Source organism: Arthrobacter sp. BC5 (assembly GCF_056680255.1).
The window spans coordinates 2,230,539-2,255,995 of the sequence record NZ_CM155273.1 but is presented as its reverse complement, the minus strand read 5'-3'; the positions used below and the strand labels follow the sequence as shown (position 1 = coordinate 2,255,995).

Annotated in this window: 22 protein-coding genes and 1 tRNA gene; 12 read left to right on the top strand and 11 right to left on the bottom strand. The window is 70.3% G+C overall.

Annotated features, from left to right (window positions below; all coding sequences use genetic code 11):
• The first annotated feature begins 4 nt into the window (after positions 1–4).
• Together AC1MFI_RS10500 and AC1MFI_RS10495 are read left to right on the top strand one after the other, a co-directional pair.
• The gene (locus AC1MFI_RS10500) at positions 5–1,297 is read left to right on the top strand and encodes a DUF58 domain-containing protein (RefSeq protein ID WP_479816714.1); all 1,293 of its coding nucleotides are present in this window, start codon (positions 5–7) and stop codon (positions 1,295–1,297) included.
• Between the two features lie 77 nt (positions 1,298–1,374).
• Positions 1,375–2,043: a DUF4166 domain-containing protein gene (locus tag AC1MFI_RS10495; RefSeq protein ID WP_479816712.1), complete on the top strand. Its 669-nt coding sequence runs from the start codon at positions 1,375–1,377 to the stop codon at positions 2,041–2,043.
• A 27-nt stretch (positions 2,044–2,070) separates the two neighbouring features.
• Here the strand turns inward: AC1MFI_RS10495 and AC1MFI_RS10490 are convergent, their stop codons facing one another.
• From AC1MFI_RS10490 to AC1MFI_RS10475, 4 genes are read right to left on the bottom strand one after another with little or no spacing between them, the layout of a single operon-like run.
• Entirely contained in the window at positions 2,071–3,102 is a 1,032-nt protein-coding gene (locus AC1MFI_RS10490) for a uroporphyrinogen decarboxylase/cobalamine-independent methonine synthase family protein (RefSeq protein ID WP_479816710.1), read from the bottom strand.
• Positions 3,095–3,529 carry a chorismate mutase gene (locus AC1MFI_RS10485; RefSeq protein ID WP_479816708.1) on the bottom strand — a complete coding sequence of 145 codons (435 nt, stop codon included), beginning with the start codon at positions 3,527–3,529 and terminating at the stop codon, positions 3,095–3,097. Before AC1MFI_RS10485 ends, AC1MFI_RS10490 begins: the two co-directional genes overlap by 8 nt.
• A gap of 43 nt (positions 3,530–3,572) precedes the next feature.
• Complete coding sequence (gene mnmA, locus AC1MFI_RS10480; protein ID WP_479816706.1) at positions 3,573–4,715, bottom strand: tRNA 2-thiouridine(34) synthase MnmA; 1,143 nt, start codon at positions 4,713–4,715, stop codon at positions 3,573–3,575.
• Positions 4,712–5,938: a cysteine desulfurase family protein gene (locus tag AC1MFI_RS10475; RefSeq protein WP_479816704.1), complete on the bottom strand. Its 1,227-nt coding sequence runs from the start codon at positions 5,936–5,938 to the stop codon at positions 4,712–4,714. The genes mnmA and AC1MFI_RS10475 overlap by 4 nt, the downstream gene beginning before the upstream one ends.
• Before the next feature lie 103 nt (positions 5,939–6,041).
• Here AC1MFI_RS10475 and folP point away from each other — a divergent pair, with 103 nt between their 5' ends.
• On the top strand, positions 6,042–6,986 hold the full coding sequence (gene folP, locus AC1MFI_RS10470) for a dihydropteroate synthase (RefSeq protein WP_479816702.1): 945 nt from the start codon (positions 6,042–6,044) through the stop codon (positions 6,984–6,986).
• A complete protein-coding gene (locus AC1MFI_RS10465) occupies positions 6,983–7,726 on the top strand; it encodes a pyrimidine reductase family protein (protein WP_479816700.1) in 744 nt (247 codons plus the stop codon). Before folP ends, AC1MFI_RS10465 begins: the two co-directional genes overlap by 4 nt.
• A gap of 57 nt (positions 7,727–7,783) precedes the next feature.
• On the opposite strand, the gene AC1MFI_RS10460 is transcribed toward AC1MFI_RS10465, so the two are convergent.
• On the bottom strand, positions 7,784–8,491 hold the full coding sequence (locus AC1MFI_RS10460; RefSeq protein WP_479816698.1) for a hypothetical protein: 708 nt from the start codon (positions 8,489–8,491) through the stop codon (positions 7,784–7,786).
• Between the two features lie 388 nt (positions 8,492–8,879).
• Between AC1MFI_RS10460 and AC1MFI_RS10455 the strand changes: the two genes are divergently transcribed.
• From AC1MFI_RS10455 to AC1MFI_RS10435, 5 genes are all read left to right on the top strand, one after another.
• A complete protein-coding gene (locus tag AC1MFI_RS10455; RefSeq protein ID WP_479816696.1) occupies positions 8,880–9,833 on the top strand; it encodes a J domain-containing protein in 954 nt (317 codons plus the stop codon).
• A gap of 9 nt (positions 9,834–9,842) precedes the next feature.
• Positions 9,843–10,310, top strand: a complete 468-nt coding sequence (locus AC1MFI_RS10450) for a tRNA (cytidine(34)-2'-O)-methyltransferase (RefSeq protein WP_479816694.1) — start codon at positions 9,843–9,845, stop codon at positions 10,308–10,310.
• Positions 10,311–10,330: 20 nt separating this feature from the next.
• A complete protein-coding gene (locus AC1MFI_RS10445) occupies positions 10,331–11,176 on the top strand; it encodes a class I SAM-dependent methyltransferase (RefSeq protein WP_479816693.1) in 846 nt (281 codons plus the stop codon).
• A 189-nt stretch (positions 11,177–11,365) separates the two neighbouring features.
• Complete coding sequence (locus AC1MFI_RS10440) at positions 11,366–11,983, top strand: sigma-70 family RNA polymerase sigma factor (RefSeq protein WP_479816692.1); 618 nt, start codon at positions 11,366–11,368, stop codon at positions 11,981–11,983.
• 16 nt (positions 11,984–11,999) lie between these two features.
• On the top strand, positions 12,000–12,854 hold the full coding sequence (locus AC1MFI_RS10435) for an anti-sigma factor (protein ID WP_479816690.1): 855 nt from the start codon (positions 12,000–12,002) through the stop codon (positions 12,852–12,854).
• Between the two features lie 105 nt (positions 12,855–12,959).
• Here the strand turns inward: AC1MFI_RS10435 and AC1MFI_RS10430 are convergent, their stop codons facing one another.
• From AC1MFI_RS10430 to AC1MFI_RS10415, 4 genes are all read right to left on the bottom strand, one after another.
• On the bottom strand, positions 12,960–13,712 hold the full coding sequence (locus AC1MFI_RS10430) for a PIG-L deacetylase family protein (protein WP_479816689.1): 753 nt from the start codon (positions 13,710–13,712) through the stop codon (positions 12,960–12,962).
• 3 nt (positions 13,713–13,715) lie between these two features.
• Positions 13,716–14,663: an electron transfer flavoprotein subunit alpha/FixB family protein gene (locus AC1MFI_RS10425; protein WP_479816688.1), complete on the bottom strand. Its 948-nt coding sequence runs from the start codon at positions 14,661–14,663 to the stop codon at positions 13,716–13,718.
• A 35-nt stretch (positions 14,664–14,698) separates the two neighbouring features.
• On the bottom strand, positions 14,699–15,526 hold the full coding sequence (locus tag AC1MFI_RS10420; RefSeq protein ID WP_479816687.1) for an electron transfer flavoprotein subunit beta/FixA family protein: 828 nt from the start codon (positions 15,524–15,526) through the stop codon (positions 14,699–14,701).
• 178 nt (positions 15,527–15,704) lie between these two features.
• Complete coding sequence (locus tag AC1MFI_RS10415) at positions 15,705–17,291, bottom strand: S1C family serine protease (protein ID WP_479816686.1); 1,587 nt, start codon at positions 17,289–17,291, stop codon at positions 15,705–15,707.
• Between the two features lie 359 nt (positions 17,292–17,650).
• Here AC1MFI_RS10415 and AC1MFI_RS10410 point away from each other — a divergent pair, with 359 nt between their 5' ends.
• The 3 genes from AC1MFI_RS10410 to AC1MFI_RS10400 all read left to right on the top strand — a co-directional run bounded on the left by AC1MFI_RS10410 (position 17,651) and on the right by AC1MFI_RS10400 (position 22,101).
• Positions 17,651–19,753, top strand: coding sequence for a TPM domain-containing protein (locus AC1MFI_RS10410; protein WP_479816685.1), 2,103 nt, complete (start codon positions 17,651–17,653; stop codon positions 19,751–19,753).
• 58 nt (positions 19,754–19,811) lie between these two features.
• Complete coding sequence (locus AC1MFI_RS10405) at positions 19,812–20,606, top strand: PspA/IM30 family protein (protein ID WP_479816684.1); 795 nt, start codon at positions 19,812–19,814, stop codon at positions 20,604–20,606.
• A 103-nt stretch (positions 20,607–20,709) separates the two neighbouring features.
• On the top strand, positions 20,710–22,101 hold the full coding sequence (locus tag AC1MFI_RS10400; RefSeq protein WP_479816683.1) for a cryptochrome/photolyase family protein: 1,392 nt from the start codon (positions 20,710–20,712) through the stop codon (positions 22,099–22,101).
• 118 nt (positions 22,102–22,219) lie between these two features.
• Here the strand turns inward: AC1MFI_RS10400 and AC1MFI_RS10395 are convergent.
• Together AC1MFI_RS10395 and AC1MFI_RS10390 are read right to left on the bottom strand one after the other, a co-directional pair.
• Positions 22,220–22,293, bottom strand: a tRNA-Met gene (locus AC1MFI_RS10395).
• A 66-nt stretch (positions 22,294–22,359) separates the two neighbouring features.
• A complete protein-coding gene (locus AC1MFI_RS10390; protein WP_479820848.1) occupies positions 22,360–25,329 on the bottom strand; it encodes a UPF0182 family membrane protein in 2,970 nt (989 codons plus the stop codon).
• Positions 25,330–25,457: the final 128 nt, after the last annotated feature.

Below are 25,457 nucleotides of genomic sequence, written 5' to 3'. Positions count from 1 at the left end.
GCCCTTGGTCATCACCGGCCGTTTCGTCCTGCTGGCGCTGCTCGGCGTCGTGCCCGTCCTCCTCTACCCGGGCGCGACGTCGATCCTGCTGTGGGCTGCGCTCCTCGCCGCGGTGGCCTGCCTCGATGTGGGCCTGGCCGCATCCCCGCGGCGAGTGGGTATCGTCCGGACCCTGCCGGACAGCGTGCGGCTCGGTGAGGAGGGCCGCAGCGCGCTGGTGCTGCGCAACGACACGTCCCGGCCGCTGCGTGCGACGGTGCGCGAGGCCTGGCAGCCGTCAGCCGGGGCGGTCGATCCGGAGCAGGCGATCGTGGTGCCTCCCGGCGGGTCGCGGCGCATGACCGTCCTGCTGCGCCCCACGCGGCGCGGCATCCTCCGCGTGGACACGGTGACCATCCGGAGCGTCGGCCCGCTCGGGATCGCCGCACGGCAGGTCCCGGTCCCGGCGTCCGGCGTGCTCCGGGTGCTGCCCCCGTTCAACGCCAAGCGCCACCTCCCCTCGAAGTTGCGCCGCCTGCGCGAACTCGACGGCCGGTCAGCGGTGCAGATCCGGGGCGCCGGCACCGAGTTCGACTCCCTGCGGGACTACGTGCGCGGCGACGACGTGCGCTCCATCGACTGGCGGGCCACCGCCCGGCGGCGCGATACGGTCGTCCGGACCTGGCGCCCCGAGCGTGACCGCCGCGTCGTCGTCGTGCTGGACACCTCGCGCACATCGGCGGCGCGGGTGCTCGACGAGCCACGCCTGGACACCGGCATCGAAGCCGCCCTGCTCCTGTCCGTCCTCGCCGAGCGGGGCGGGGACAAGGTGCACTTCCTGGCCTTCGACCGCCGCCTCAGAGCACGTGTGGACTCGACGGCCAAGGGGAACCTGCTCGGTTCGCTCGTGACCGCGATGGCGCCGCTCGAGGCGGAACTCATCGAGGCCGACTGGTCGCGCCTCCCCGCGCAGGTTCGAGCGGCTTCGGCCCACCGCTCCCTCGTGGTGCTGCTGACCTCGCTCGATTCGGGCGCCGTCGAGGAGGGCCTGCTGCCGGCGCTGCCCGCCCTGACCGGGCGCCACGTCGTCGTGGTCGCCTCGGTCCGTGACCCCAGGCTCGACGAGATGAGCGCGGACCGCTCGACGGCGACGGCCACGTTCCGCGCCGCGGCTGCGGAACGGGCCCTGTTGGATCGCGCCGCGGTGGCGAACCAGATCCGCCTCCTCGGCGCCGAGGTGGTGGACGCGGTCCCCGCCGAACTCCCACCCCTGCTCGCCGACGCGTACATCAGGCTCAAGGCCGCCGGGCGTCTCTGAGTGCTTCGACTGCTCCTCCGACGCCGGTCTGCCCGCCCCATGGTTGACTGGTGGTCCGAGCGGAGGAAGTGGGCGGCATGATCTCGATCTACCAGCAGGCGATGGGCAGCGAGTTCGGCCGCCTCCAGCCGGAGCTGCGCGAATACTTCGGGCTGCACGCGGAGAGCGGACTGTCGGGTCATGGGCGAGGGGTCTTCGACGTCGCCGGGTGTCCCGCCTGGTTCGCGCGGCCGGCCTTCCGCCTCACCGCGCTGGACAACGCGTTCTTTCCCGAGTACGGCGCCGACGTCCCGTTCACCATCCGGAACTACCCGCATACGGATCCGTTCGGGCGCCCGGCCCTCACGGCGCGCCGCGAACTCGACTTCGGCACCGCCGTGCGCGTGTTCGAGGACACGACCTCCCTGCAGGACGGCGTCCTCACCGACTATGTGGGCCGGCACCGGCGCATGGCCACGCTCCTGACCTGCTCCGCCACCGACGACGGCCACATCCGCATGGTGTCCTCCCGGACGCGGGTCTTCGCGGGTCCCCGGCTGTCGCTTCCCGATGCGCTCGGCGCGCTCGCCTACGTGGAGCAGTGGTGGGACGACGCCGCGGGTGCGTTCAGGATCACGACGCGCGTGGTGCACCGCCAACTGGGAACCCTGCTCGTCTACGCGGGATCCTTCGACTACGTCCTCGAGGAGTTCGACGGCGTCCTTCCCCCCGACGCCCGTCCCCGCCGCTGGGAAGAGCGCGTCTGACCGGTCCCGCTGCCGCAACGGCCCGGATCAGCCCTCGCTGCGTACCTGGTCCAGCGCGTCGGCGACCTGGGCGAGGCGGGTGAGCGCCCGCGTGGCACCGCCCGGGGAGAGGGCGTCGAGCCCCGGCAGCGACGTCACCGTCAGCGCGGAGAGCGCCGTCGCCGGCAGCCCGACGCGCCGCCAGGCACGGAGCACCGACTCCGCGAGCGCCGTGACCTGGGGAAGCTCGAGCCTGGGGTCCAGGATCGCCAGCCAGAGCCCGCGCCCCGACTCGATGTCCTCCGCGAGTGCATCCCAGTGCCGGTCGGAGATCCCGCGCAGCTCGAGGGACACTGCTGTCGCCGCGCTCGAACGGGCGGCGTCGAGTGCGGTATCGCCGCTTCCCGGTACCAGGACGGTGCCCGCAGCTCCAGCGCCCCGGACCGAAGCCGTCACGAGGTCCCAGGCCTCGGTCGCCTCACGGCGGTCGATCGCGCGCAGCGTCCGGTACCCGCTCGCCGTGGGCACGCGCCCCGCGAGGACATCACCGGCGTCGGGCTCATCGAGCTGGAGGAGCACCTGGGCGCCCCTTGCCACGGCCGACACGCGCCTCACCACGTCCGCCGCACCTGCAGCGAGCGATTCGTAGAGCTCGCGCCGTGCGCCGGAATCGACCAGGACGCGCTCGCCGTTGTGCAGGTGCGTGCCCGCGGCCAGGGACAGCGGCCCTCTCAGGTGCAGCTTCAGGCGCGGGGCGGGCTGTTCCTCGGCGCCCGCGATGTCGCCGAGTGCGTTGAGGTCGGACGACAGGGCGGACTCCGCGCGCCGCTGGTCCCTGCCGGGCCGCTGGACGAGGCGCCAGCCGTGCGGCTGGAGATCGAACGGCAACTCCACGAGGACCCCGAGCGTCCGGCCCACGGCGTCGCTTCCCGGTCCCCGGGCCGTCAGGGCCGGCAGGAAGGGCACGTTCGCTCCCCCGAGCTCACCCCGCACGGCCCGGTTGGCCTCGAGGGGGTCGGTGCCCGGCCAGTCGCCGGCGGCCGTCGCCCCGACGGTACGCTCGCGGTCCCGGTCAGGCATGGGTGCCGTCTGTTCCCGTTCCGGAGCCGGTTGCGGAGCCGGTTGCGGAGGAAGGATCGCCGTGGCGGCCCTCGGCTGGCCTGCGGTTCTCCGAGATGGCCTGGTGGTGTCGGATCACCTCGGAGATGATGAAGTTCAGGAACTTCTCGGCGAACGCCGGGTCCAGCTGCGCCTCTTCGGCCAGCATGCGGAGCCGGGCGATCTGCGCCGCCTCCCGCTGCGGGTCACCGGCGGGAAGATCGTGCTCGGCCTTCAGGTGCCCTACGCGCTGGGTCGCCTTGAAACGTTCGGCCAGCAGGTAGACGAGGGTCGCGTCGATGTTGTCGATCGAACTCCGCACCGAGAGCAGCTCGGCCATCACCTCGGGGGCTACGTCTCCTGCGAGTGAACTGGCTGCCGGGTCGAAGCCGCTGCGTGGATGCGTCATGCCTCCAGTCAAGCAGAAGCCTGCGGACGTCCGGAAACTGCGTCTAGCCCTGTGCCGCCGCCATCTCCGGGCGGAGTGCCGATCGTGCGGAGTCGATGGTCGCCTGGCCCAGCACCCTCGTGCCCTGGTACAGGACGACGGTCTGTCCGGGTGCCACGCCGCGCATGGGCTCGACCAGACGGACCACCAGCTGCTGGCTGCCGTCACCGGCCGCCTCGACCGAAGCGCGGGCAGCCACGGGGTCGCCATGGGCGCGGACCTGGGCCATGCACGCGAACTCCTCGCCCGTGAGCACCTCGCCGATCGGCAGGCCAGCCCAGGACACCTTGATGCCCCGCATCTCGTCGATCGCGAGCATGTGCTCGGGTCCGACGACGACCTCGTTCTGCTTCGGGCGGATCTCGAGCACGAAGCGTGGCTTGCCGTCCGCGGCGGGGGTGCCCAGCTTGAGGCCACGCCGCTGGCCGACGGTGAAGGCGTTGGCACCGGGGTGGCTGCCGATCTTCTCGCCGTCGACGTCGAGGATGTCGCCGTCGGTCATCTCGATGCGCTCCTCGAGCCAGCCCCGCGTGTCCCCGTCGGGGATGAAGCAGATGTCGTGGCTGTCGGGCTTGTTCGCGACGGAGAGTCCGCGCCGCTCCGCCTCCGCACGCACCTCGGCCTTCGAGGGGGTCTCGGCGAGCGGGAACATGGAATGCCGGAGCTGCTCGTGGGTGAGCACGCCGAGCACGTAGGACTGGTCCTTCGCCCAGTCGGCCGCGCGGTGCAGCTCCGGGTTGCCGTCGGCGTCCTCGATGACCTTCGCGTAGTGGCCGGTGCAGACGGCGTCGAACCCGAGCGCGAGCGCCTTCTCGAGCAGCGCGGCGAACTTGATGCGCTCGTTGCAGCGCATGCACGGATTGGGTGTGCGGCCCGCCGCGTACTCCGCGACGAAGTCGTCGACGACGTCCTCCTTGAAGCGCTCGGAGAAGTCCCAGACGTAGTACGGGATGCCGAGGATGTCGCAGGCGCGCCACGCGTCCCGCGAGTCCTCGATGGTGCAGCAGCCGCGGCTCCCGGTACGGAGCGTCCCGGGCATGCGGGAGAGGGCCAGGTGGACGCCGACGACGTCGTGCCCCGCGTCCACGGCGCGCGCCGCCGCCACCGCGGAATCGACGCCGCCGCTCATAGCTGCCAGTACCCTCATGATGAAAAACCCGTTCCTGCCGTTCGAATGGTTGATGCGTGCCCGGCCATGCCCGCCGTGCGGGCGCGCTCGTACGCCCCGCCGATGGCTCGCACCACCGCGTCAACGTCCTCGGCGGTGGATGTATGCCCGAGGCTGAACCGCTGGGCGCCCCGCGCCTCGTCCTCCGTCAGGCCCATGGCCAGCAGGACGTGGGAGGGCCGCGGAACGCCCGCGGTGCAGGCCGAACCCGTCGAGGACTCGATGCCCGCCAGGTCGAGGAGGAACAGGAGCGAATCCCCCTCGCACCCGGGGAAGGTGAAGTGAACGTTGCCGGGGAGCCGCGCGCCCGGCGGAGCGGGATGCCCGACCCCGCGCAGCACCGCCTCCGGGACCTGCTGGAGGATCCCCTCGATCAGGCGGTCCCTCAGCGCGGCGAGGCGGAGACCCTCATCGTGGAGGTGCGCGACGGCGTCGTCGGCCGCAGCGGCGAAGGCGGCGATGCCGGCGCCGTCGAGCGTCCCGGACCTGATGTCCCGTTCCTGCCCGCCGCCGTGCTGCACGGGCGTCAGGGTCACGGCGCGGCCCACCAGGAGGGCGCCGACACCCACGGGACCGCCGATCTTGTGCGCGCTGACGGCCATGGTCGCGAGCCCCGACTCCGCGAAGGACACCGGAAGGGAGCCGAAGGCCTGCACAGCGTCGCTGTGGACGGGGATCCCGAACCGGGCAGCCTCGGCCGTGATGGCCTGGACCGGCTGGACGGTCCCCACCTCGTTGTTGGCCCACATGACGGTGACCAGCGCGGTCCGCTCGGGCGCTTCGGCCAGCGCGGTCCGCAGCGCATCGAGGGAGACGACGCCGGTCGCGTCGACGGGCAGCCACACCACCTCCGCGCCCTCGTGCCGCTCGAGCCACTCGACGGTGTCCTGGACGGCGTGGTGCTCCACGGTGCTGCAGAGAATCCGGTTGCGGGCGGGACCGGCCGCCCGGCGCGCCCAGTAGAGGCCCTTGATCGCCAGGTTGTCCGCCTCGGTTCCACCCGACGTGAAGATCACCTCGGAGGAATGGGCCCCGGCGGCGGCCGCGATCGTCTCGCGGGCCTCCTCCACCGAGCGGCGGGCACGGCGGCCCGAGCCGTGGAGGGAGGAGGGATTCCCGCTCCGGCTGAGTTCGCGGGTGAGTGCGGCGAGCGCCGGCGCCGAGATCGGCGTGGTCGCCGCGTGATCGACATACACGGGCATCCTCCGATTCTACGGGCGCCACGCCGCCCGGCCGATTCCGGTGGCGCGCGTCACGCGGAGGCGAGGACGACGTCGCGGCTGCCCGTGGTGGTACAACTGCAGGGTGGACAGTCAAGCAGGGGCTCCTTCCTCTCCCGGCACCTACCTGCCCGGTCTCCGGCACGCGGTGCACACGTTCGGCGCGCGGACCATCGACTTCGACCGACGGGTCGCGCTCATGGCCGTCATCAACCGGACACCGGACTCCTTCTACGACGGCGGGGCGACCTTCGCCCTGCAGGCCGCCGTCGACGCCTCCCTGAAGGCGGTCGACGACGGCGCCGACTGGGTGGACATCGGCGGGGCGCCGTTCTCCCCGGGCGATCCCATCCCGGCCTCGGAGGAGGCCGACCGCATCGTCCCGGTCATCAGCGCCGTACGCGCGGCGTCGGACGTCATCATCTCCGCCGACACCTTCCTCCCGGAGGTCGCCCGGCTCGCACTCGCCGCAGGGGCGAACGTCGTCAACGACACCACGGGCCTGCGGGACCCGGACATGGCGGCCGTCGTCGCCGACGCCGGGGCGCACCTCGTCATCACGCACAGCCTGGCGGAGCCGCGCACCGTCTATCCACGGCCGACGTACGGCGACGTGGTCTGCGAGATCGCGGACTTCCTCCTCCGGAAGGTCGACGACGCCGTGCGGCTGGGCATCCCGGAGGACCGGATCCTCGTGGACCCGGGACACGACCTCAACAAGAACACACTGCACTCCCTGGAGATCACGCGCAGGTTCTCCGAGATCGCCGGCCTCGGGTTCCCCACCCTCGCCGCCGTGTCCAACAAGGACTTCATCGGCGAGACGCTCGACCGACCCAAGCGGGAACGCGTCGAGGGCTCGCTCGCCGCCGCCGTCATCTGCGTCCTCGGCGGCGCCCGCGTGCTGCGGATGCACAACGTGGCGGCGTCCCGGGCTGCCATCAACCTCACCGAGGCGGTCCTCGGCTGGCGCGAACCGGCCTACCTGCGCCACAACATGGGCGATGCCAACGAGCCGGTAGCGCCATGATCACCTCGCTCATCCCGGCCTCACCCGGGGCGATCGACGACGAGGCCCTGCACCGCATCTACGCCTACCCGGCCACGGACACCCCGTACGTCCGGTTCAACTTCGTGGCCGCGGCCGACGGCGCCGCGACCAGCGGGGGATTCTCCGCCGGGCTCGGGAACGAGGGCGACCGGCGCATCTTCACGGTGCTGCGGCGCCTCGCGGACGTGGTGCTCGTCGGAGCGGGGACCATCCGGGCCGAGGGCTACGAGGGCGAGCTCGTCGACGATGCCGCACGGACCTGGCGCTCCGCGCACGGCCTCGCACCCCACCCCGCCGTCGCGGTGATCTCGGGCAGCCTGGACCTCGACCCCTCCAGCGGCTTCTTCCAGCGTGCCCCGGTGCGTCCGGTCATCCTCACCGGCTCGGACGCGCCGGCAGGCAGGCGTGCGGCACTGGAGCACGTCGCCGACGTGGTCGACTGCGGATCGGACACGGTACGGGCGGCCGCCGTCCTCGCCGAGCTCGGCAGGCGCGGACTGCTGAAGGTGCTGTGCGAGGGCGGCCCGGCGGTGCTGGGTGACCTCACCCGCGCCGGCGCCGTCGCCGAACTGTGCCTTTCGATCAGTCCGCTGCTCGCCGGCGGCGACGGGCCCCGGATCTCCGTGGGCCCCAGCCCGGAGGACGCCGTGCCGCTGGAGCTCTCCTCCCTGCTGACGGAGGAATCGGCCCTCTACACGCTGTACCGTCGCACCTCGTGAGGCAGCCGGGCGGACGCCCGGTTCCCGACAGGCAGGACCCCTGGGCACCGCCGAGGTTCAGGACCTCGGCGGCACCACCGAGACGCGGCTGCGGACGTCGGCGACGGCGGCCGCCAGCTGGTCGTCCGAGGGACAGGACAGCGTGATCGCCAGCCCGGTGCGCGGCCGGCTGAACAGCCGGAGGGACACGGCGCTCGCCGGCGCGGACCCGGTGGCCGGTTGCAGGTAGGTGAGGAACTCGATGCCCGCCGGAGATTCGCCGGGGTTCGGGCCCCACGGCCAGACGGTCGTCACGAGGTACTCGGGGAGGATGCTCGGGTCCAGGAACGCGAAGAGCGCCTCCGTGGACGCCCTGTCATCGCCGTCCACGACGAGCGGCGCCTGCATGCCCGTATACCGGAGGGACGCCAGACACCCGAGGCCGTCCTCGTAGACGGACTCCCCGTTGGCCATCATCCTGCGCGGCGTCCACCCGTCGGAGCGCGCCATGCCGTCGGCGAAGGCGACGCCCTCGTCCTGCGCGATGTAGCTGCCGCGGGCGAAGGTCATGTCGGCGCCCGCGATCTGCGCGCGGGTGAGGGGCGGCAGGGTGGGGTCGACGCCGGTGGGCGAGGGGGCAGGCCCGGCCGCGCCCGGCGGAGCGGTGGCCGGCCCCGTGGCCGGCTCGGATCCCGGCGGCAGCGGTACCTCGATGGTGCAGGCCGACAGCGTCAGGAGCAGGGCGAGCACCGGCAGTCCCAGCCGGGCGCTGCCTGCCGTCGTCACCCTGCCTCGCCGCACGCGAACCGTCCCGTCTGCCTGATCTCCGCGACACCCGGTCGGTCGCCGCTCCCACTGTAATGCCGGTGCAGTGCCGGTGCAGTGCCGGTGCGGTGGCGTGCAACGGACAGGAGTCCCCATCGATCCGCAGCCGTGGACGGTGAAACTTCCCGGCCGGGTGTTGCGTTGTACCTGAGCCCGCATCTCCGCCTGCTGCCGGCGCCGTCCTGCCCGACCGGCGGGAGGGCCCACGGTGGGCGGCGCACGCTTTTGTGCCGGTTGCCCCGTGGCTTAGTGTCAGGTGGTGTCGGCCGGTGGTCTCCGGGCACAGCCGCACCAGCCCCGTGGTCCCGGATACTCCGGAACCGCAGAATCTCCACGAAAGGCCCGATCGATGCCAGAGGCACCACGGACTTCGTACTACGACGTCCTCGGCGTGCCCCCGGAAGCCGGCGCCAAGGACATCAAGGACGCCTATCGCAGGGCGGCCCGAGCGGCGCACCCGGACCTCGGCGGCAGCGCTGGCAGCTTCCACGACGTCGCCATCGCCTACGAGACGCTCAGTGATCCGCAGCGCCGGGAACGCTACGACGCCGAGACCGGGCGGGCCCGCCCCGCCCCCGCGGCCCCCGGCGCTGCGGCCCGGAACGGGACTCCGGGAGCGCGGGCGTCCGCGCGGACACGGGTGGAGGACGACGACGCCGCGAAGGCCCCGCCGAACTACCTGCCACCGTTCTCGCCGTCGGCTCCACCGGCCGTCCCCCTGATCCTCGCCGGCCGGCAGGTCCACGGCTCTCCGCGGCAGCCGGGCATGTTCGGACGCCTGTCCTCCGCGGCCCGGGCCCGTGTGGACGGCGAACTCCGCACCTCCGCCCTGCTCGAACGCGCGCTGCTGCCCACGTACCCCGCCGCGCGCCTCGTCAACGGCCTCGCCTTCGACGACAGGGAGAAGACGTCGGCCGGTCATGTCCTCCTCGCCGGCTACCGCATGGCAGTCATCGACTCCTTCACGGCGCCGCCGGGCAACTTCTCCTGGGACGGCAGATCGCTGCGCTTCCAGGGCAGGACGGTCGATCTGCAGCTACCGCGCTCGGTGCGTGCAGTCCAGGAGCTGTTCCCGGACCTCAACGTCGCCGGCTGGGTGGTCATCCACGGCGCGCCGGACAATCCCTTCGCCCCCGTGATCGACGTCCCGCCCGGCTTCGACCGCTCCTCGCCCGACGTCGTGCAGGTCGTGAACGCCGGCACGGCCGTCCGCACCATCCGCTCGTTCCTGTCCTCCGGTCCCAGCCCGAACGCGGTGCAGCTCCCCGTACTCGCGCGCCTGCTCGCCTCGGCCGGAAGCTAGGATGGAGCGGTGTTCCGCATCCTCTTCCACACCCCAGAAATACCCGGCAACACCGGGGCCGCGATCCGCCTCGCCGCCGTGACGGGTGCGGAACTGCACCTCGTGGAACCGCTCGGCTTCAGCCTCGAGGACTCCAAGCTGAAGCGGGCCGGGCTGGACTACCACGACCTCGCGGTACTGCACGTGCATCCGACCCTCGAGGCGGCGTGGGAGGCCCTGCAGCCCGGCCGCGTGTTCGCCTACACCTCGGACGGTGACATGTCCTACACGGACATCGCCTATGAACCCACGGACGTCCTGCTGTTCGGCCGGGAGTCCGACGGCCTCCCGGACGAGGTCAAGCACGACAGCCGGGTCACGGCGCGCGTCCGCGTCCCGATGCTGCCCACCCGCCGTTCGCTCAACCTCGCCAACACCGCATCCATCGTCCTCTACGAAGCCTGGCGCCAACAGGGCTTCGCAGGCACCCGGCGATGATCCACGCCCAGGAGCCCCCCATGCCCGCTCGCCATGCCGCAACACTGCCCGAAGGCGGGGCGGAGGACTACGACCGACTCGCTCCCGCCGTGTGGAACCCGGTGAGCAACGCCGTCGTCGCCGCGGCCGACATCCTCCTGGGCGAGCGTGTACTCGACGTCTTCGCAGGAACCGGCACGGGGACCATCCCGGCCGCGCAGCTCGCAGGACCGGACGGGCACGTCGACGCCGTCGACCGCTCCTCGGCGATGCTCGACCTCGCGGAAGCCAAGGCCGAGGCCCTCGGGCTGGGCAACGTGTCCTTCCACCGCACGGATCCTGCCGCGTGGACGCCGGACGCGCCCTACGACGCCGTGGTCAGCTGCTACGGGGTCTTCCTCCTCGACGACATGGACGCGGGCATGGACCGCATCGTGGGGATGCTGCGCCCGGGTGGCAGGGTCGCCCTGAGCGCATGGGACGACGGCGCGCTCGAGCCCTTCGGCGATCTGCTCCTCGACACCATCCGCGCCACCGTTCCGTCGGACGGAGGCGCTGCCGGTTCCTCCCCTGCCCCTGTCTTCGTCGAGAACTGCAGGAGGCTCGCTTCCAGGGACCGCCTGCAGGAGTGGTTGCTCGCACGGGGGCTGGAGGACGTCACGGTCGAGAGGCTCGGGCTGACCGTTCCCCTCGAGCCCGACCACGCCTGGTCCCTTGCACTCGGCAGCGGATACCGGGGGCTGCTGCCGGACGACCCCGAGCTCCTGCACCGCGTAAGGGAGGCCTTCGTGGCGCGGCTCGGTGAGGAGTTCGTCCTCAACGCGGATTCGCTCATCGCCGTCGCCTCCTCCGCCCCGGCGGACCCGGACCGGGCACGGGTGGTCTAGCCCCCCCTCCGCCGAACCATCCATGGCCCGTCCTGCTTCGAATGAGAGATGTCAGTCGGAAGAGACATCGGAATCGCAAGGGGTGGTGGGATGGTGCATTTGCAGCAGCAGGTGAGCCTTCGCCCGCCGCGGCACGGCCGACCCGGGGCTGTTCGGTTTGGGGCGACCAGCGCTTTATGCTGGAGCCCTATGGAAACGCCACGAGTAAGCCGGGTCAGGCCCACCGCTCCCGCAGCAGGCGAGGCGGCCGTTGATCCCGGCATCGGTCCCACACTGACCGACCTGCTGTTGCGGATCGCACGGCAGGACCAGGCCGCCTTCGGACTCTTCTACGAGCAGACATCGAAGCGCGTGTACGGGCTCGCCCGGCGCGTACTCATCGATCCCGAGTTGAGCGAGGACGCCACGCAGGAGGTGTACCTCCAGGTGTGGAACACGGCGGATCGCTTCAACCCGGCCATGGGCAGCCCCATGGCATGGCTCATGACCCTGGCGCATCGCCGCGCGGTGGACCGGGTGCGCTCGGAACAGAGCGCAACGGATCGGGAGGCGCGCTACGGAGCGGCCACCCAGACCCTGGACCATGACGACGTCGTCGACACCGTCACGCAGCGGCTGGAAGCGGAGAGCGTGGTCCGGTGTCTGGACACACTGACCGAGACCCAGCAGGAATCGGTGAAGTTGGCCTACTACGGCGGGCTGACCTACCGCGAGGTGGCCGAGAAACTCGGCGTCGCGGTGCCGACCATCAAATCGAGAATCCGTGACGGACTGATCCGGCTCAAGACATGTTTGGGGGTGACCTGAGATGCAGGACAAGGATATGAACAGACAATTCGCAGACGACCTCGAGACAGACCTGGCCCGAGGCCACGTTCTCGAGTGGGCGGAGCTGTACGCGCTGGATGCCATCAGCGCCGAGGAACGCCGCGTCATCGACGCGTTCCTGCAGGATGCCGATCCGAGCATCAGCACCTCCTTCGCCGACCGGGTCCGCACCTGTCGGGAGACGGTGACCGCTGCCTACGCCCCGGAGCTCGCGCCTCCGGCCGATCTCTTCGATCGGATCGTCGCCCAGCTGCCGGGCGTCGCGGACCGTGGAACGGGGTCCATGCCACCACGGACGCTCGTGCCTGTCCCACCGGCGGCTCCCCACGAGCCGGAGCAGGCCGGAGCGCCGGCAGGCGGCCGGGACGAGCTCGCGGAACGGCGCTCCGGCCGGGCATCCGTGTCCTCAAGGGTTTCGCGCTGGATGGTTGCCGCGGCAGCGGCCGTGGTGCTCGCTGTGGGTGGTGTGACCATTGCCCAGAACCTCCAGCAGACCACGGTCGAGCAGCAGGTGCGCCAGGCGTCCGACGTCCGGACGCAGGAGCTCTCCCTCGATGCCGGCGGCATCGCCGAGCTCGCGGTCTCCGGTGAGGAAAACGCGGCGGTCGTGACGCTGAGCGGCGTACCGGCCCCGGCCGAGGGCCACGTGTACCAGATGTGGCGGATCCCTGCTGATGGCACAGCGCCCATCTCGGTGGGTACGATGTCCGGCTCGGACGTAGCGGGCACCAAGGTCACCGAGCTGACCGGGATCAGCGGCTTCAGTGCCATTGCGATCACGGTCGAGCCCGAGGGCGGCTCCGCGACGCCGACACTGCCCGTCGTAGCCCAGATTCCGTTGGGAGCCTGATCTCCCGCTCCGGGTCCGATCGGTAGCACCACGGATTCGCTCGCGGGTGCTGCCGGCGTGTCCGGGTGAGTGGGCGGGTGCTCCTGGGAGGGTCCGCCCATTCCGCTAGAAGCCGGCGATGGTCTCGTCGGTATTGATACCGACGACATGGAACGACTCGGCGCTGCGTCCCTCGGGCAGGTTCCCACGCCGGGCGTTCTCCTGGAGGATGGCCCGCACCCTGGCCTGCATGCGCCCGACATCCGGGTGCTGGCTCCGGTGGGCCGTGATGGCCGCGATCTTGAGGTCCTCCCGCCCGCTGACGTCCACGAACCGGTTCTCGAGGTGTGCCGGCCCTCCGTAGAACCACAACCACGGCACCCGGTAGCTCGTCAGGCCTTCCGCCTCGAGTTCGGGGTAGGCGAAAGGGTTCTCCACAGCCGGATAGATGGCCCTCGTGACCGCTTCGCCGCACGCCAGATGATCGGGGTGGCTCTTCTGGATCCGGTCCCAGCTCCGTTCCGGATGCATCGACACCACGATGTCCGGCCGGACCTCCCGCATCCTGCGGACGATCTCCCGGATGACGGCGTCCGTCGGTTCGAGATAGCCGTCGGGCTCGCCCAGGAACGACACGTCGGAAACCCCTACGATCCCGGCGGCGTCGCGCTGCTCCGCGCGGCGCAGCCCTGCCACTCCCGGGCGGTCCTCGCCGGAGAATCCTCCGGCGTCCCCGTCCGTGAGGATGCAGTAGCTCACCGCTGCCCCGGCGGCGGTCCAGCCTGCTATCGTCGCGGACGCCCCGAAATCGATGTCGTCCGGGTGCGCGGCGAAGACCAGCACCCGTGACGGGGCGGTGACGTCGTGGTCCTGTGCCACGGGCTACAGTCCGCGCTTCCGGATCTCTTCGGTCGCCTGCGGCAGCACCGAGAACAGATCTCCGACGATCCCGAAATCGGCGATCTCGAACACGGGCGAATCGGCGTCCTTGTTGATCGCGACGATCACCTTGGAGGTCTGCATCCCGGCCTTCTGCTGGATGGCGCCCGAGATGCCCACGGAGATGTAGAGCTGCGGCGACACGGTCTTGCCGGTCTGCCCGATCTGCGCCGAGTGCTCGATCCACCCCGCATCGGTGGCTGCGCGGGAAGCCCCCACGGCACCGCCCAGGGCGTCCGCCAGATCCTCCAGCGGCCCGAAGTCGCCATCCACGCCGCGTCCACCAGCGACGATGACGCGGGCCTCGGCGAGCTCCGGCCGGCCACTGACGGGCTTGTCGACGCGTCCGGTGACGCGAGCTGCGGCAGTGGGCAGCTCCACGGGTATGCGCACCTCGATCGGTGACGCCGGAAGGCCCGCCTCCGCGGCCTCGAAGCTGTTCGGCTTGACGGTCAGGATCGGGACGCCGCTGGTCACGCGGCAGGTGACCGTGTAGGAACCGGCGAAGTCCGACTTCGTGGCGGCAAGATCGGCATCGAGCGCGACGACGTCGGTGATCACCCCCGACCCCAGCCTGACGCCGAGCCGAGCGGCGATCTCCTTGGCCTCGTAGGAGTTGCCCAGCAGCACGATTCCCGCGCCGGATTCCCGGACGGCCGCGGCGAGGAACGCAGTCTTGCCGGCCACCAGTACCCGGGAGACGGCCTCGGTGTCCGGGCGGTAGTACTGCTGCACGCCGTACGAGCCGATGCCGTCGAGGTAGGCCTGGCCGGCCTCGTCCGCCAGGGCGACGGCGGGATCACCGAGGGAAGCAGCGAGCGAGAGGAGTTCGCGCTCGCTCTTGGCGAGGCTCGCTCCCGGGTGGTCGAGGAAAACGAGGACGGTGGTCATGGCGATGTCTCCTGGGACTCTGGGGCGGGCGAGGGCTAGAGGAGTTTCTGACCCGCGAGGAAGTCGACGAGCCGGATGCCGGCGTCGCCCTCATCGGTGATGACGACACCCTGGCTGCGCGGTGGCCTGGGTGCTGCCGCCTCGACCCTGGTCCAGGACCCGGCGATACCCACCTCGTCCGCCTGCAGCCCGATGTCAGCCAGGGACAGGACCTGGATCTGCTTCTTCTTCGCTGCCATGATGCCCTTGAAGTTCGGGTAACGCGGCTCGTTGATCTGGTCCGTCACCGAGACGAGTGCCGGGAGGGGTGCCTCGATGGTCTCGGCATACGTGTCGTTGTCGCGGCGGGCGGTGAGCCTCCAGCCGCCGTCCTCCGCCACCAGGTCGAGCGATGCCGCGAACGTCACCTGCGGCAGGCCGAGCCGCTCGGCGAGTTGCGCCGGGACGAGCGAGGTCTCGCCGTCCGTCGACGCCATTCCGGTCAGGATCAGGTCGAAGGGCCCGAGGTGCTGCAGGAGCGCGGCGAGTGCCCTGGACGTGGCCGATGCGTCGGACCCGCTCAGCGCCTCGTCCGTGAGGTGCGCCCCGTCGTCGGCACCGATCTGCAGGGACTTCTTGACGGCGTTGACGGCGGCAGGAGGCCCCATGGTGATGGCCGTGACACGGTGGCCGCCGGCCGCGCCGCCCTGGGCCTCGACGAGCTGGAGGGCCGCTTCGAGGGCGTACTCGTCTAGTTCGGAGAGGATGCTCTCGGTGCGCACGGTCGTCAGGTCGTCACCACCGATGTGGCGGTCGAACTGGGCGTCCGGGACATGCTTCACCAGGACCGCGATGCGCAGTCCGCCTGCTGTGGCCTCGTCCATGAATGACCTTCCTCGTTCGGGGATCTTCCCACCGACTAGCTAACCATAGTGGGGTGACGGTCCCGGCCGGCCGTCGGCCGGGACGGGAGGCGCCTTCCCACCCCTGCAACGAACAGGAGGCGCTCCCGGATCCGGGACCGCCTCCTGCTCGTCGCACTGGGCCGTGCTGCTCCGCGTGCTACTGCGTCGGTGCCTGTGCCAGGGTGATCTCCACGGTGCGGGAATCCCCGCCACGGGTGACCTCCACGGGAACCTCCTGGCCGACCGTCTGGATGCGCACCGCCGCCGTCAGCGACTGGGGATCGCTGACGGTGTAGTTGCCCACCTTGGTGATGACGTCGCCCACCTGCAGGGAGGCCTTCTCAGCGGGCGATCCGGGCTCGACGGACTGCACGAGCGCCCCTGCTGAGAAGCTCGACTGAGCCTGCGAGCCGTCGCCGGAGGTCCCTGTGACGCTGACACCGAGGAAACCGTGGGTCGCTGCGCCGTCGTCGATGATCTCCCTGGCGATGCGCTCCGCATAGTTGATGGGAATGGAGAAACCGACCCCGATGTTTCCGGTGGACTCGCCGGATCCCCCCGAGGCGATGGCCACGTTCACGCCGATGATCCTGCCGTCGGCATCCACCAGCGCACCACCCGAGTTGCCCTGGTTGATGGCGGCGTCGGTCTGGATGACGTTCAGGTAGATGGAACCCTGCGACTGGCTCTGCTGGCCACCCGAACCCCCCGGTGGCAGGAAGTTGAAGCCCTCGCCGTCGTCGGACTCCGAGCTGTCCGGCTGGTCCTCCGGCACGGCCGAGGACGCGACGCTGATGGTCCGGTTCAGGGTGGAGACGATGCCGTCGGTGACCGTCCCGCTCAGTCCCAACGGGGCACCGATGGCGATCGCGGTGTCGCCGACGTTGAGCTCGTCGGAGTTGCCGAGGGTCGCCGCGGTGAGGTCCGGCGCGTCGATCTTGATCACAGCGAGGTCGCTCAGCGGATCCGTCCCGACCACTGTCGCAGGGAAGACGCGGCCGTCATTGAGCTTGACCTCGACCGTCGGTTCCGACACCTGGCCGCCGAGGGTCACCACGTGGGTGTTCGTGAGGATGTGGCCGTCCGTGTCCAGGATGATGCCCGATCCGGACCCGCTGGCGCTACCACCGCTGACGGCGATGGTGACGACGCTCGGAGAGGCCGTCACGGCAGCTCCGGTGATGGTGTTCACATCATCCGTGTTGTTCACCACGATCGACTCCGGTGGCGCCTGGGAGGTGCTGGTGGAGGCGTTGCCGTCCAGTGCGTCGTACCCGGCCACCGCCGCGCCGCCGCCGATCAGTCCGGCGACGAGGACACCCGCGGCGAAGGTGGCGAGACCCACCCGCCTGCGGTCCTTGCCCCCGCTCCGCCCGCCGTCGCTCGCGGCACCGTGGCCGGAACCACCGCTCTGCTCGCCATAGAAGGGCTGGTGTCCGGCGTAGGCCGGATGCGGCGCCGAGGGGCTCTGGGTGGACCCGCCGTGCCGGACCTCCTGCGGGGGCTCGGACACCGCCCGGTGCTGCGCGGTCGGCGGACCGCTCACGGGCTGCGCCGCCGTCTCCGGGTATGCCGCCGACGCGCGGTCACCTGCCTCGACCTGCTGGCCCGACTGGCGTCCGTGCTGGCCGTCCTGGCCGGTAGGCTGCCGGCTGTTCCAGCCCGTCCCCCACGACGGCGGATTCTGCGGCTGCGGAGGAAGAGGGCGATCGGCGTTGCCCTGGGAGCCTGGCTGCTCGTTCACGGGAGGTCCTTTCGTTGCTGTTGACCACATCATGGCAACCTTCGCTGAGCCTCAAGCATGCGTTCACTGTGCGGTTTCTGAGAAGTTGCTGGAGCTGAGCGGCCGTCGGGAGGGGACGCCGCGGGACGCTCGGGCACTCTCCAGTATCCTCCGGCGCCTCCGCTGGAGGAGACCGCACCGCGGGCCGGCCCCCCGTCCGGTCCGGGCAGCTCCTTTCGCTAGGGGCATAGGAGCGGTGGTGGACGCTCCCCTACCCCGACCCTAGAATCGGAAGGACAGGGAGCCTCCGGCATCCGCCGACCCCAGTCCTGGGACCGGCCCGGTCCGGGGGACGTGCTGAAGGGTCGAAAATGCGAATGATGAGCAGGCGCACCCGCGTCTCTGCTGTCCTGGGCGCCGTCGTGGCGATCCCGCTGACGTCCAGTGCCGCGGCTCTCGCCGACGAACCCGTCACCTTTCCGTCCGGGGACTACGTGATCGACAACGCCGATGTCCTCAGTGACGGCGAGGAGAGCGAGCTCGAATCGGCGATCGAGGACCTGCGCTCGAACGGAGGCTTCACCGTGCGGGTGGCCTACGTCGACACGTTCGAGAACCCGAGCGGTGCCGAGCAGTGGGCCGAGGAGGTCGCGACGGCGAACGCGGCGTCGGCCGACGAAGCCGTCCTGGCGGTTGCGGTGGACCAGCGTGAAGTAGGACTCGTGGCGGGTCAGCAGTCGGACATCTTCCCCTCCGTCCAGGAGATCCGCACCAGCTACGTCATCCCCGAGTTGCAGGCCGATGACTGGCTGGGCGGCGGCCTCGCAGCCGTGGAGGGAGTCGAGCAGGCGCTGGCCGGTGGTTCGACGAACGGCGGGACCTCCCCGGATGGCGGCGGTTCCACGGACGGTGGCGGCCTCGGCGGCCTCGTGCTCGTGGGCGGACTCGTCGCCGTCGCCGGTGCCGGCGGCTACATGCTGCTGCGGAACCGTGGCACCAACAGCGCGCAGCGCAAGCGCGAGGAATACGGCTACGGGCCCGTGCCGTCCGCGGACGGCGAGGTCGTGGACCCGCTCGCCGCGCTGAGCGTGGAGGACCTGCGCAAGCGCGCGGGGAGCCTCCTGATCGCCGCCGACGACGCCATCAAGTCGAGCGAGCAGGAGCTCGGCTTCGCGGAGGCGCAGTACGGGACCGAGGCCATCGCCACGTTCTCCCAGGACATCGCGACCGCGAAGCAGCACATGGGCGAGTCGTTCAAGCTGCAGCAGCAGCTCGACGACCACATCCCGGACACCGAGCAGCAGCAGCGCCAGTGGCTCGGGGAGATCATCCGTCGCTGCGAGGACGTGAACGCCTCCCTGCAGGAGCACAAGGAGGACTTCGACGCCCTGCGCGAACTCGAGCGGAACGCACCCGACGCCCTGCGCCGCGCGCAGTCCGCAGCGGACGGGGCGCGCCAGCGCTTCGCCGCGGCGGAACAGACCCTGCGCACGCTGCAGGGACGCTACCTCGAGGCGGCCACGGTGCAGGTCTCGGACAACATCGAGCAGGCACGTGAACGGCTGTCCTTCGTCGGCAGCGCGGCGACGGAAGCCCAGTCGCGGATGGCGCAGGGAGACACCGGGCGTGCCGTCGTCGCCGTCCGTGCCGCCGAGGAGGCCGTCCACCAGAGCACCGTCCTGCTCGACGCCATCGACAAGCGCGCCGAGGAGCTGGGCGCCGCCGAGCGCGAGCTCGAACGCGCCCTGCCGGACAGCGAGCAGGACCTGGCGCAGGCGCAGGCCATGGACCGCGCCGGGCAGTACCGCGACCTCGCCGGGCCGATCGCGGCCCTGCAGTCCGCCGTCGCGACCGTCCGGCAGGAGCGCCAGGGCGCACGCAGCAATCCCCTCGCCCTGCTCCAGCGCCTCGAGGCCGCGCATGCACAGCTCGACGCCGCACTCGGGGGCGTGCGCGACCAGGCGGAGAACACCCGACGAGCGCAGGACGCCCTCCAGCACGCACTGATCGCCGCGCAAGCGAGCATCTCCGGCACGGCAGACTACATCCGCGCACGTCGCGGCGGCGTCGGGAGCGAAGCCCGCACCAGACTGGCGGAAGCCGAACGCAATCTCGACTACGCCGTCGATCTCCAGCGCTCGGATCCGGTCACCGCACTGTCCCACGCCCAGCAGGCGTCGATGCTCGCCGATCAGGCGGCCCAGCTCGCGGAGCAGGACGTCGACGGCTTCGGAGGCGGCATGGGTATGGGTGGCAGGTACGGGGGCAGGGGCGACGGCATGGGCGGCGCGCTGCTCGGCGGCATCCTGCTCGGCGGACTCCTCAACGGAGGCGGGCACGGCGGCGGGTTCGGCGGAGGGTTCGGCGGTGACGGCGGCGGCTTCGGCGGCGACGGCGGCGGCTTCGGCGGAGGCGGGTTCGGCGGCTTCGGCGGAGGCGGCGGCGGTTTCGGCGACTTCGGCGGAGGCGGCGGCGATTTCTAGGCCGCTACTCCGTCCCAGCAGGACACAAGGACCATTCGCAGAATCGAAAGGGAAATCAATGGTAAAGCAGTCGATATTCGGCAGGATCGCCCAGCTCACCCGAGCCAACATCAATGCGTTGATCGATCAGGCGGAGGATCCGCAGAAGATGCTCGACCAGATGGTCCGCGACTTCACCAACAGCATCGCCGAGGCGGAAAGCGCCGTCGCCCAGACCATCGGCAACCTCCGGATGATGCAGGACGACTACAACGAGGACGTCGAGAACGCCCGCAGCTGGGGCAACAAGGCCCTCGCGGCGTCCCGCAAGGCCGATGAGTACCGGGCTTCGGGTGACACCGCGGACGCGCAGAAGTTCGACAACCTCGCCAAGGTCGCCATCCAGCGGCAGATGGCGGCGGAGAACGAGGCGAAGGGCGCCGAACCGACGATCGCCTCTCAGACGGAGATCGTCGACAAGCTCAAGGACGGCCTCAACCAGATGAAGGGCAAGCTCAACGAGCTGACGACCAAGCGGGACCAGCTGATCGCGCGCTCCCGCACCGCCCAGGCCCAGCAGCAGGTGCACGACGCGGTCAAGAGCATCGACTTCATGGACCCGACGAGCGAGGTCGGCCGCTTCGAGGAGAAGATCCGGCGCGAGGAGGCCAGGGTCCGCGGGCAGCAGGAGCTGGCGTCGTCGAGCCTGGACGCCCAGTTCGAGAGCCTCGAGGACCTCGGCGAGCAGTCCGAGATCGAGGCACGCCTCGCAGCGCTGAAGTCGGGTACAGGTTCCCGGGGCGCGATCGGGCAGGGCGAGCCGAGCAACGCGGCAGCGGCGACGCCGTCGACGACGGGCGAGACCACGTACTGATCAGCACAGCAGGCATACCACAGGGGAACCGCAGCCGCCCGGCTGCGGTTCCCTTTCTGCATCCGGCGGCTCCCCACCCGTGGGCCGCAGGTACATTGAGGGCATGGCTGTGACACTGGTGTGGTTCCGCGACGACCTGCGTATCTCGGACAACCCGGCCCTGGCTGCCGCTGCGGACAGCGGGGACGACGTCGTGGCCTGCTACATCCTCGACGAGGACACCCGGGGCATCCGGCCCCTGGGCGCGGCGTCGAAGTGGTGGCTCCACCACTCCCTCGCCGCGCTCGACGAAACGCTCACCGACCTCGGCATACCCCTCGTCCTGAGGCGGGGAGCAGCGGATGAGGTGCTGCCTCGGCTCGTCGCGGAGTCCTCGGCCCACGCCGTGGTCTGGAACCGCCGCTACGGACTGGCGGAGCGCACCACGGACTCGGCACTCAAGGCGGCCTTCACGGACCGGGGCATCGACGTGACGAGCTACCAGGCCAACCTGATGTACGAACCGTGGGAGGTCACGTCCGGGTCGGGCCAGCCCTACAAGGTCTTCACCCCCTTCTGGCGGGCCTGCCTGGCCTCCCGCACTCCGCGCAGGCCCCTGCCCGCTCCGACCCACCTCCGAGGCCCCAGGCTCAGTTCGGACGACCTCGAGGCGTGGGGACTCCTCCCCACGTCGCCCGACTGGGCCCAGGGCCTCCGGGACACCTGGACACCGGGTGAGGCCGGAGCCCACGGCCGCCTCGACGACTTCCTGGACGGGGCAGTCCACGGGTACAGGGACAACCGGGGCCGGCCCGCGCTCCAGGGTACGAGCAGGCTCTCCCCGCACCTGCGGTTCGGCGAGATCAGCCCGTTCGAGGTGTGGCATGCAGCGCAGGACCACAGGGACAGCTCGACGGCGGACGACATCCGCGCCTTCGGCTCGGAGCTCGGCTGGCGCGAATTCAGCTGGCAACTGCTCTACTTCAATCCCGAGCTCGCCACCGTCAACTACCGGCCCGAGTTCAATGCCTTCGCTTGGGAGAGTTCCACGCGCTCCGAACTGGACGCGTGGCAGCGAGGGCAGACGGGCTACCCGCTCATCGACGCCGGCATGCGCCAGATGTGGGAGATCGGCTGGATGCACAACCGCGTGCGGATGGCGACGGCGTCGTTCCTCATCAAGAATCTGATGATCGACTGGCGCGTGGGTGAGAAGTGGTTCTGGGACTGTCTGGTGGACGCCGATGCTGCGAGCAACGCCGCGAGCTGGCAATGGGTGGCCGGCTCCGGCGCGGATGCCAGCCCCTATTTCCGGATCTTCAATCCGGTGCTGCAGAGCAAGAAGTTCGACCCCGCGGGCACGTACCTCGTGCGGTTCGTCCCTGAACTCGCCGACGCGACGAACGTCCACGAGCCGTGGAAGGGCTCCGCGCCCGGGTACCCCGCGCCGGTGGTCGACCTCAAGGAGAGCCGCGAGCGCGCACTGAGCGCCTACAAGGCCCTGTCGGAGGGCTAGGACGGCCCTCCGACAGGGTGTCCGGCCCGGTGCGCCTCCACGACGGGTCTCGCACTGGTCGGCGACGACCGACAGCAAAAAGTCCGGCCCACCAGATGGTGGATCGGACTTTTTTTCGTTGCGGGGACAGGATTTGAACCTGTGACCTCTGGGTTATGAGCCCAGCGAGCTACCGAACTGCTCCACCCCGCGGCGTGTAACTAACGTTACCGGCCGCGGGGCCAAGACGCAAATCGGGCTGCTGCCCGCCGTTGCCGGCTACTGCCCGGAGCCTCCCGAAACGCGCTCCTCGGCGTCGAGCGCCCGCTGGAGGGCGTCCTGCAGTCGGTCCTGAGCCTCACCGTAGGCGGCGAAATCGCCGTCGGCCAGGGCTGCATTGCCGTCCTGGATCGCCTGGTTCGCATCGTCGAGTGCGGTCCGGAGGTCAGCAGCAGGATCACCCGTCGTCCCACCGGGTGTTCCCCCCTCGGACGGCGTCGGAGCGGGCGTCGGCGTCGCGCCTTCACCCTCGCCGTCGCCCTCCGCAGGAGGCGTCGCGGGATCCTCGGGAGTCTCGCCCACATTCTCCTGGTCGCCGGTCGTCGCTCCCGACTCACCGCCGAACACCTGATCGAGCGCCTCGGCGAGGGTCGGCGCGAAGCCGACGTTGTCGCCGAAGCTCACCAGCACCCGCCGCAGGACGGGGAAGGACGAGCTGCCCGAGGACTGCACGTAGACCGGCTGGACGTACGCGATGCCGCCACCGATGGGCAGGGTCAGCAGGTTGCCGTTGATCACCTCGGATGCGCCCTGGCGCAGCAGGTTCAGCTCCTGCGAGACGGTCGTGTCCGAGTTGAAGAGGTTCTGCGCCTGGCCCGGACCCACCACCGAGTCCCGTCCCGAGCTGTCCAGCAGGGTCAGCCGGCCGTAGTTCTCGCTCTTGACGCCGTCCTCACCGGTCCCTGCATCGCCGTTGGCCGCGAGGAAGCCGTAGAGCACGTTCCTCGGGGTCTGCCCGGTCGGCACGAAGGGGATGTACGGCGTGGTCAGCGAGAACGCCGCCTCGTCCTGGTTGGGCATCTGCAGCGTCAGGTAGAACGGCGGCTGGCGGTCCGTCGCCGCCGTCGTCGCGGTGCCATCCGTGCTCTCCCCCGGATCGGACGGCACGTTCCACGCCTCGCTGTTGTTGTAGAACGCGTCGGTGTCGGTCACGTGGTATCGCGCCAGGAGTTCCCGCTGCACCTTGAAGAGGTCCTCGGGGTAGCGCACGTGCGCCATGAGGTCGGCCGACATGTCGCTGTAGGGCTTCAGCGACGCCGGATAGACGTTCTGCCAGGACTTCAGGACGGGGTCCTTGTCATCCCAGGCGTACAGGTTCACGGAGCCGTCGTAGGCGTCGACCGTGGCCTTCACGGCATTACGGATGTAGTTGACCTGCTCGGCGGGCAGCGCGGTCGCGAGGCCCTCCGCGGTCTGCGAGTCCTGCGTGGCGGATTCGAGCTCCTGCTGCGTCGAGTAGGGGAAGCTGGCGCTGGTCGTGTAGCCGTCGATGATCCACTTCACCCGGCCGTCGACGATTGCCGGGTAGCTGTTGCCGTCGAGCGTCAGGTAGGGGGCGACCTTACGGACGCGCTCCACCGGGTCACGGTCGTAGAGGATCTGCGACTCGCTGTTGACCTGGTTGGACAGCAGGAGGTCGGTGGACTGGAACTTCAGGGCGTAGACCAGCCGGTTGAAGGCGTTGCCCACGTTCGGTCCGCCGTCGCCGCTGAACGTGGTGCGCGACTCGTCGTCCGAGTTCTCGCTCTGCGGCCGATCGATCTCCGCGGGCGTCTGGCCTTCCGGGGCGCCGACGACCGAGTACTCGGGAGAGTCCTCGCCGAAGTAGATGCGGGGCTCATAGGTGGATTCGTCCCCGAGCACTCCGGTCGAGGGGATCCCGGACTGCAGGAAGGACGGACGCCCGTCCGGCTGCACGGTGGAACCGGCCGCCGCCACGACACCGTAGCCGTGGGTGTAGAAGACATGCTCGTTGACCCAGCCGTCCGGGACACCGTTGGTGTCCAGTTCGCGGACGGCGATGACGGTGTCCTGGACTTCTCCGTCGATCTCGTAGCGGTCGACGTTGAGTGTCTCGGGGAACTGGTAGTACTGACGGAACTGCTGGAGCTGGCTGAAGGCGTCCGAGACGAGGTTCGGGTCGAGCAGGCGGATGTTCGCCGTGGTCTCGCCGTCGTCGCCCAGGGCGCCTGCCTGCGGCACGTCCGTCGGGTTGTACGCCTCGACCTCGACCCGGTCCAGCCCGTACGCCTCACGCGTGAGCTCGATGTTCCGATCGATGTACTCCCCTTCGAGGCTGAGCTCGGAGGGACGCACCTGGAAGCGCTGGACAACCGAGGGGTAGACACCGCCGGCGAGAAGGGCCGTGATGATCAGCATCGCCGTGCCGATCAGTGGGAGGCGCCAGCGGCCGATGAACGCCGATGCGACGAACAGGATCGCCACGATGACGGCGGCGACGGCGAGGATCGCCTTGGTGGGGATGACGGCGTTGACGTCGGTGTAGAGCGCGCCGGCCCACGTGCCCTGGTTCAGCAGCGTGTCATAACGGTCCAGCCAGTAGTTCAGCCCCTGAAGGACGAGGAAGAGCGCGGCGACGACCGCGATCTGCACGCGAGCGGCCTTCGTGGTGAACAGGCCCTTCTCCTCGAGCCGGATGCCCCCGTACAGGTAATGCGTGAGGATCGTGGCGATGGCGCTGATGATCACGACGCTGATCAGGAAACCGATCACGAAGTTCAGGAACGGCAGCGTGAACATGTAGAACGCGTAGTCCATGTTGAATTCGGGGTCGGACTTGCCGAACGGCTCCTGGTTGAGGAAGAGCAGCACCTCCTGCCACTGCGACGAGGCGGCCGTCCCGGCGAAGGCGCCGAGCACCGCGGGGATGCCGAGCATCAGCAGCCGCCGGATCGGTTCGAGCTGGGCCTGGTAGCGGTTCAGGTTGTCCTGGATGGCGCTGTCGGGTGCGTAGATCGGCCTGCTGCGGAACGCGATGCGCAGGCTGAAGTACACGGCACCGGACATGACGAGGAACGCGACGACGAACAGCACGATCCGCGACAGGTTCTCCGTGACGAACACCTCGAGGAACCCGAGTTGCTGGTACCAGAGCACGTCGGCGTAGACCTGGGACAGGTAGACGAAGGCGATGACGATCACCGCCACCACGATGATCGTAGGGATCAGCGGGCTGCGCCGCCGGCTGGTTGCTGCACGTGCTGGGCTCGGCCTACTGCCGAACGGACGGTCTGGTCCGGATGTCACATCTACCTCATCGTTAGCTGCTGCGGGTCACGATGACCGGTGTTCCACTT

What these genes read in the sequence shown, in the direction of transcription:
- AC1MFI_RS10495 (WP_479816712.1), top strand. Translation starts at nt 1,375, where the DNA reads ATGATCTCGATCTACCAGCAGGCGATGGGCAGCGAGTTCGGCCGCCTC.
- AC1MFI_RS10490 (WP_479816710.1), bottom strand. Translation starts at nt 3,102, where the DNA reads ATGCCTGACCGGGACCGCGAGCGTACCGTCGGGGCGACGGCCGCCGGC.
- AC1MFI_RS10485 (WP_479816708.1), bottom strand. Translation starts at nt 3,529, where the DNA reads ATGACGCATCCACGCAGCGGCTTCGACCCGGCAGCCAGTTCACTCGCA.
- mnmA (WP_479816706.1), bottom strand. Translation starts at nt 4,715, where the DNA reads ATGAGGGTACTGGCAGCTATGAGCGGCGGCGTCGATTCCGCGGTGGCG.
- AC1MFI_RS10475 (WP_479816704.1), bottom strand. Translation starts at nt 5,938, where the DNA reads ATGCCCGTGTATGTCGATCACGCGGCGACCACGCCGATCTCGGCGCCG.
- AC1MFI_RS10465 (WP_479816700.1), top strand. Translation starts at nt 6,983, where the DNA reads ATGATCACCTCGCTCATCCCGGCCTCACCCGGGGCGATCGACGACGAG.
- AC1MFI_RS10455 (WP_479816696.1), top strand. Translation starts at nt 8,880, where the DNA reads ATGCCAGAGGCACCACGGACTTCGTACTACGACGTCCTCGGCGTGCCC.
- AC1MFI_RS10445 (WP_479816693.1), top strand. Translation starts at nt 10,331, where the DNA reads ATGCCCGCTCGCCATGCCGCAACACTGCCCGAAGGCGGGGCGGAGGAC.
- AC1MFI_RS10440 (WP_479816692.1), top strand. Translation starts at nt 11,366, where the DNA reads ATGGAAACGCCACGAGTAAGCCGGGTCAGGCCCACCGCTCCCGCAGCA.
- AC1MFI_RS10435 (WP_479816690.1), top strand. Translation starts at nt 12,000, where the DNA reads ATGAACAGACAATTCGCAGACGACCTCGAGACAGACCTGGCCCGAGGC.
- AC1MFI_RS10425 (WP_479816688.1), bottom strand. Translation starts at nt 14,663, where the DNA reads ATGACCACCGTCCTCGTTTTCCTCGACCACCCGGGAGCGAGCCTCGCC.
- AC1MFI_RS10420 (WP_479816687.1), bottom strand. Translation starts at nt 15,526, where the DNA reads ATGGACGAGGCCACAGCAGGCGGACTGCGCATCGCGGTCCTGGTGAAG.
- AC1MFI_RS10410 (WP_479816685.1), top strand. Translation starts at nt 17,651, where the DNA reads ATGAGCAGGCGCACCCGCGTCTCTGCTGTCCTGGGCGCCGTCGTGGCG.
- AC1MFI_RS10405 (WP_479816684.1), top strand. Translation starts at nt 19,812, where the DNA reads ATGGTAAAGCAGTCGATATTCGGCAGGATCGCCCAGCTCACCCGAGCC.
- AC1MFI_RS10400 (WP_479816683.1), top strand. Translation starts at nt 20,710, where the DNA reads ATGGCTGTGACACTGGTGTGGTTCCGCGACGACCTGCGTATCTCGGAC.